This window comes from Cellulomonas pasadenensis (assembly GCF_047229365.1).
Classification (GTDB): Bacteria; Actinomycetota; Actinomycetes; order Actinomycetales; family Cellulomonadaceae; genus Cellulomonas.
Genome location: NZ_JBFTEP010000190.1, coordinates 1 through 5,152, shown reverse-complemented (window position 1 = coordinate 5,152; position 5,152 = coordinate 1). Strand labels below are relative to the sequence as shown.

Genomic DNA, 5,152 nt, shown 5'->3' with positions numbered 1-5,152 from the left:
GCGCACCCCAGCCGGGGGGCGACGCGGGGGCGCCCCACCCGCCCGGCGACGGGGGCGCGGGCGGCGGCACCGGGCCGGGCGTGGGCACGGAGGCGGGGTCGGGACCTGCTCCGGGAGCGGCACCCGGAGCGCCCTCGGGGGCGGTCCCGGGGCGTCCCGCCGACGGGCTGACCCACGGTGACGAGGACGTGCCGTCGTCCTGCGGTGCGGTCATGCTCTCCACGGCTCCTCGGTGCGGCGTGCGGGTCCGGGGCCATCGTGCCACGCGCGGGGTCGGCGACCGGCCAGGTCACGGGCGTGCGTGGCCGGACGGCGCCGGCCGGGGCCTGTGGTCGGGTCGCGGTCCGGGGACGTCACCCGCACGGCGGTGCGCGGCGCCCCCGGACGCACGTCCGACGGTGAGAGGATCACCGGCATGAGGGGACGCGTGCTGGTGGTCGACGACGACACCGCCCTGGCGGAGATGATCGGCATCGTGCTGCGCTCGGAGGGTTTCGAGCCGGTGTTCTGCGAGGACGGGGACGAGGCGCTGGGGGTGTTCCGGCAGACCCAGCCCGACCTCGTCCTGCTCGACCTCATGCTCCCGGGCCGTGACGGCAACGAGGTGTGCCGCCTCATCCGCGCCGAGTCCGGCGTGCCGATCGTCATGCTCACCGCGAAGAGCGACACGGTCGACGTCGTCCTCGGCCTGGAGTCGGGCGCGGACGACTACATCAGCAAGCCGTTCAAGCCGAAGGAGCTGGTCGCCCGCGTCCGTGCGCGGCTGCGGCGCAGCGACGAGCCGGCGCCCGAGCACCTGTCGATCGGCGACCTGTCGATCGACGTGCCCGGGCACCGCGTGGAGCGCGCCGGCCGGCCGATCTCGCTGACGCCGCTCGAGTTCGACCTGCTCGTGGCGCTCGCGCGCAAGCCGTGGCAGGTCTTCACGCGCGAGGTCCTGCTCGAGAAGGTGTGGGGCTACCGGCACGCCGCCGACACGCGGCTCGTCAACGTCCACGTGCAGCGCCTGCGCTCCAAGATCGAGACGGACCCCGAGCGCCCGGAGATCGTCGTGACCGTGCGCGGCGTCGGCTACAAGGCGGGCGTGCAGGGGACGTGAGGGGCGTGCCGTGGTCCGTGTGAGCGCCTGGGGGCGGCTCGGCCGCGTCCGGGCGGGTCGCCGGCTGCGGGCCGTCACGCGCTGGTGGCGGTCCTCGCTGCAGGTGCGCGTGCTCGTGTCGACGCTGGGCATCGGGCTCGTCGCGCTCGCGCTGCTCGGCGCGTACGTGGGCGACCGCATCAGCTCGGGCCTGTTCGAGGCCCGCCTGCAGCAGGTGCTCGGCGAGAGCGCCCGCAGCACGCGGCAGGCGCAGGACGTCTTCGCGTCCGCGACGGCGACCACGCGCGCCGACGTGCAGCAGCTGCTGCAGGACGTGACGGCGGCGCAGCGCGGCGGCGGCTCCGGCGAGCGCGAGGTCTTCGTCCTGCGCGCGCCCGGGCAGCAGTCGACGGTCGAGGTGGGGGCCACCGCCACGGACCGCACCCTCGTCGACCTCGTCAGCCGCGAGCTCAAGGAGGCGACCGCGGGCGGCGGCCAGCAGTGGCAGTCCGTGTCGGTGCCGGACGAGGACGGCCGGCCGCAGCCGGGGATCGTCGTCGGGCAGGACGTCACCGTGCCCGTGGTCGGCACGTACCAGATGTTCTTCCTCTACAGCCTCGAGGCGGAGCAGCAGCGGCTCGACTTCCTGCTGAGCACGCTGGCGCTGGCGGCCGCGGCGCTCGTCCTGCTCCTCGGCGCGATGACGTGGTCGGTGACGCGCCGGACCGTGCACCCCGTCCAGCAGGCCGCGCAGGTCGCGGAGCGGCTGGCCGACGGGCACCTGTCCGAGCGGATGACCGTGCGCGGCGACGACGAGATGGCGCGCCTCGCGCGCTCGTTCAACGAGATGGCGGAGGGCCTGCAGGACCAGATCCGGCGCATGGAGGAGCTGTCCACGCTGCAGCGCCGGTTCGTCTCCGACGTCTCGCACGAGCTGCGCACGCCGCTCACCACGATCCGCATGGCGGGCGAGGTCATCCACGCGTCGCGCGACGACTTCGACCCGGCCGTCAAGCGGTCGGCCGAGCTCCTGCAGACGCAGCTCGACCGCTTCGAGGACCTGCTCGCCGACCTGCTGGAGATCAGCCGGTTCGACGCGGGCGCCGCGGTGCTCGACGCCGAGCGGCGGGACGTGCGCGACGTCGTGGTGCAGGCCGTCGACCACGCGACCACCCTCGCGCAGCGGCGCGGCTCGTTCCTCAGCGTGCGGCTCGGCGACGAGCCGGCGACGGCCGACGTCGACCCGCGCCGCGTCGAGCGCGTCCTGCGCAACCTGCTCGTCAACGCGGTCGAGCACGCCGACGGCAGCACCGTCGAGGTGACCGTCGGCGCCGACGCCCGCGCCGTCGCCGTCACCGTGCGCGACCACGGCGTCGGCATGACCGCCCAGGAGGCCGCGCACGTGTTCGACCGCTTCTGGCGCGCCGACCCCGCGCGTGCCCGCACCACCGGCGGCACCGGGCTCGGCCTGGCGATCTCGCTCGAGGACGCCCACCTGCACGGCGGCCGGCTCGAGGCGTGGGGGCGCCCCGGCCGGGGCGCGTGCTTCCGCCTGACCCTGCCGCGCCGCGCGGGCATCCTCCTGGACGGCTCCCCGCTGCCGCTCGTCCCCGAGGAGGCGCCCGAGCGGACCGAGGTCGCGCCGCTGCCCCGCACGGACCCGGCCGCGCTCCCCGAGCTGCCCGCGATGACCGGCGAGATCGCCGTCGTCGCGGACCTGCGCGACCCGACGCGCACGGACGTCGTGACCGACGCCGGACGCGCGGGCTCCACGACGGGCGGTGCACCGTGACCCGGCTGAGGGCGCGCGCCGCGGCGCTCCTGGCGGCGACGTGCGCGGCCGCGCTCGCGGGCTGCGTCGCGCTGCCCACGTCCGGGCCCGTCACCGCGGGGGACGGTGAGGTGCGGGAGCAGGAGGGCATCGTCGTGCTCGCGCAGGGCCCGCAGGCCGACGCGGGACCCGCCGAGATCGTCGAGGGCTTCCTCCTCGCGGGCGCGGCGGAGGTCACGGGCGACTTCGCGGTGGCGCGGGAGTACCTCGCGGGCGACGCGCGCGCCGAGTGGGACCCGACGGCGGGTGCCACGGTGGCGCGCTCGGTCGAGTTCGAGGCGACCGGCGAGGCGCAGGTCACGGTCGAGCTCGACGTCGTCGGCAAGCTCGACGCGGGCGGCGTCTTCGCGGAGACGCCACGGGAGTCGCGCGAGTCGGCCCGGTTCGAGCTCGTGCAGGACGGCGACGGCGACTGGCGGATCACGCACGCGCCCGACGGCGTCGTCATCACGCCCGCCAACCTCGACCAGCAGTACCGCTCGGCACGGCTGTGGTTCCTCGCACCGGGCGCCGACGTGCTCGTGCCGGAGGTGCGCTGGTTCCCGCAGCGCGACCGCAACCTGCCGACGGCCGTCGTCAAGGCGCTGCTCGCGGGGCCGTCGCCGTGGCTGCGCGACTCGGTGCAGACCGCCGTGCCCGCGGGCGTCGAGCTCAAGCCGGAGGCCGTGCTCGTCAGCGACGGGGTGGCGGAGGTGTCGCTGCAGCCGGCCGGTGCCGTCCAGGACGCCGACCGCGGCCTGCTGCTCGCGCAGCTGGAGGAGTCCCTGCGCCCGCTCGGCATCGCGTCCGTGCGGGTCCGGGCCGGCGGCGTCGTGCTCGACGGCGGCGCGGCCGACGTGCCGCTGGTGCCCGGGGGCGAGCTCGAGGTCCTCGCGCAGGGGCGCGTCGTCACGCCCGGGGCCGCGGAGCCCGCGCCGGTGGAGGACGTCGCGCCGGTCGAGGGCGCGGCGCCGGCCGGGCTCGCGCGCGGTGCGGGCGACCTGCGCGTCGCCCTCGCGGACCCCGGCACGCTGGTCACGGTGCCGCGCGCGGGCGAGCCGCGGGAGGTCCTCGCGTCGGGCACGGCGTTCGCCGCGCCGTCGGTCGACCGGCACGGCTGGGTGTGGACGGCGCGCAGCGCCACCGCGGCGCCGCTCGTCGCGGTGCGGCCGGGCGGCGCCCCGGTCGACGTGACGGGGGAGTGGCTCGCGGGCCGGACCGTGCAGGCGCTGCGGGTCTCGCGCGACGGCACCCGCATCGCCGTCGTGTCGTCCGGACCGGACGGCGTGATCCTGGACGTCGCCGGCGTGGTGCGCGACGAGGCGGACGCCCCGCGCCGGCTCGGCACGCCGATCCGCCAGGGCGCGCGGCTGACGCCCACGGCGTCGGTCGTCTGGGTCGACGAGGTCACGCTGGCCGTGCTCGCCGAGGACGAGGCGGGGACGGTGCCGCACCTCGTCCCGGTGTCGGGTCGCAGCACCCCGCTGCCCGTCGTCGCCGGTGCGGTCGCGCTCGCGGCCGGGCGCGGCGAGCGCACGCTGCACGTCGTGACGGCCGAGGGCGACCTGCTGCGCTACGACGGGCGGACGTGGGTGAGCGTGCCGGGCGCCACGGGTGCCACCGGGGCGGCGTTCCCGGGCTGACCGCGGTCGTCCCGGGCCGCGTCCGGTCCCGTCCCTGCGTCGGGCCGACCACAGCCCCGGCGCGCGCGGGGCGCGTCCCCCGCGGGCGGCCGGGGCCCGGACGGCCGGTGCGGGACGCCGCGACGCTGGGGCGATGACCCGGGCACACGTCGACCGTCGCCCCGCCGCCGGACGTGACGGCGGTGCCGCCGCCGGTCCCGCCGCCGGTCCCGTCGCCAGAGCCACGCGGGTGCTCCGCGGCGGCCTCGCCGACCTGCTCCGGCTCGTGGTGCCGGTCGCGTGCGGCGGCTGCGGACGCGAGGACGTCGCCTGGTGCCCGTCGTGCACCGCGCTGCTGACGGGCGTGCCGCGGCGGTGCGAGCGCGACGCGCCGCGGCTCGACCTCGTCGACCGCACGCTCGTGCCGGTGTGGGCGGTCGCGGCCTACGCCGGTGCGGTCCGGGCGGCGGTCGGCGCGTGGAAGGACGGCGGGCGGGCGGACCTCGACCGTCCGCTCGCCGCCGCCATGGTGTCCGCCGGCCGGCACGTCGCGGGGGTGCTCGGCCCGGGGACGGGCGGGGGCGGGGCCACGCGTGCGGGCCGCGGCGCACCGCCCGTCGTGGTCGTGCCCGTGCCGTCGAC

Annotated in this window: 3 protein-coding genes and 1 pseudogene; all 4 read left to right on the top strand. The window is 77.7% G+C overall.

Annotated features, from left to right (window positions below; all coding sequences use genetic code 11):
• Window positions 1-415 precede the first annotated feature (415 nt).
• Entirely contained in the window at window positions 416-1,099 is a 684-nt protein-coding gene (gene mtrA / locus AB6N23_RS17165; protein WP_378201756.1) for an MtrAB system response regulator MtrA, read from the top strand.
• 10 nt (window positions 1,100-1,109) lie between these two features.
• A complete protein-coding gene (gene mtrB / locus AB6N23_RS17160; protein ID WP_412867189.1) occupies window positions 1,110-2,870 on the top strand; it encodes an MtrAB system histidine kinase MtrB in 1,761 nt (586 codons plus the stop codon).
• The gene (locus AB6N23_RS17155; RefSeq protein ID WP_412867188.1) at window positions 2,867-4,531 is read left to right on the top strand and encodes an LpqB family beta-propeller domain-containing protein; all 1,665 of its coding nucleotides are present in this window, start codon (window positions 2,867-2,869) and stop codon (window positions 4,529-4,531) included. The genes mtrB and AB6N23_RS17155 overlap by 4 nt, the downstream gene beginning before the upstream one ends.
• Before the next feature lie 133 nt (window positions 4,532-4,664).
• Window positions 4,665-5,152: pseudogene (locus tag AB6N23_RS17150) on the top strand (hypothetical protein); the annotation flags it as partial.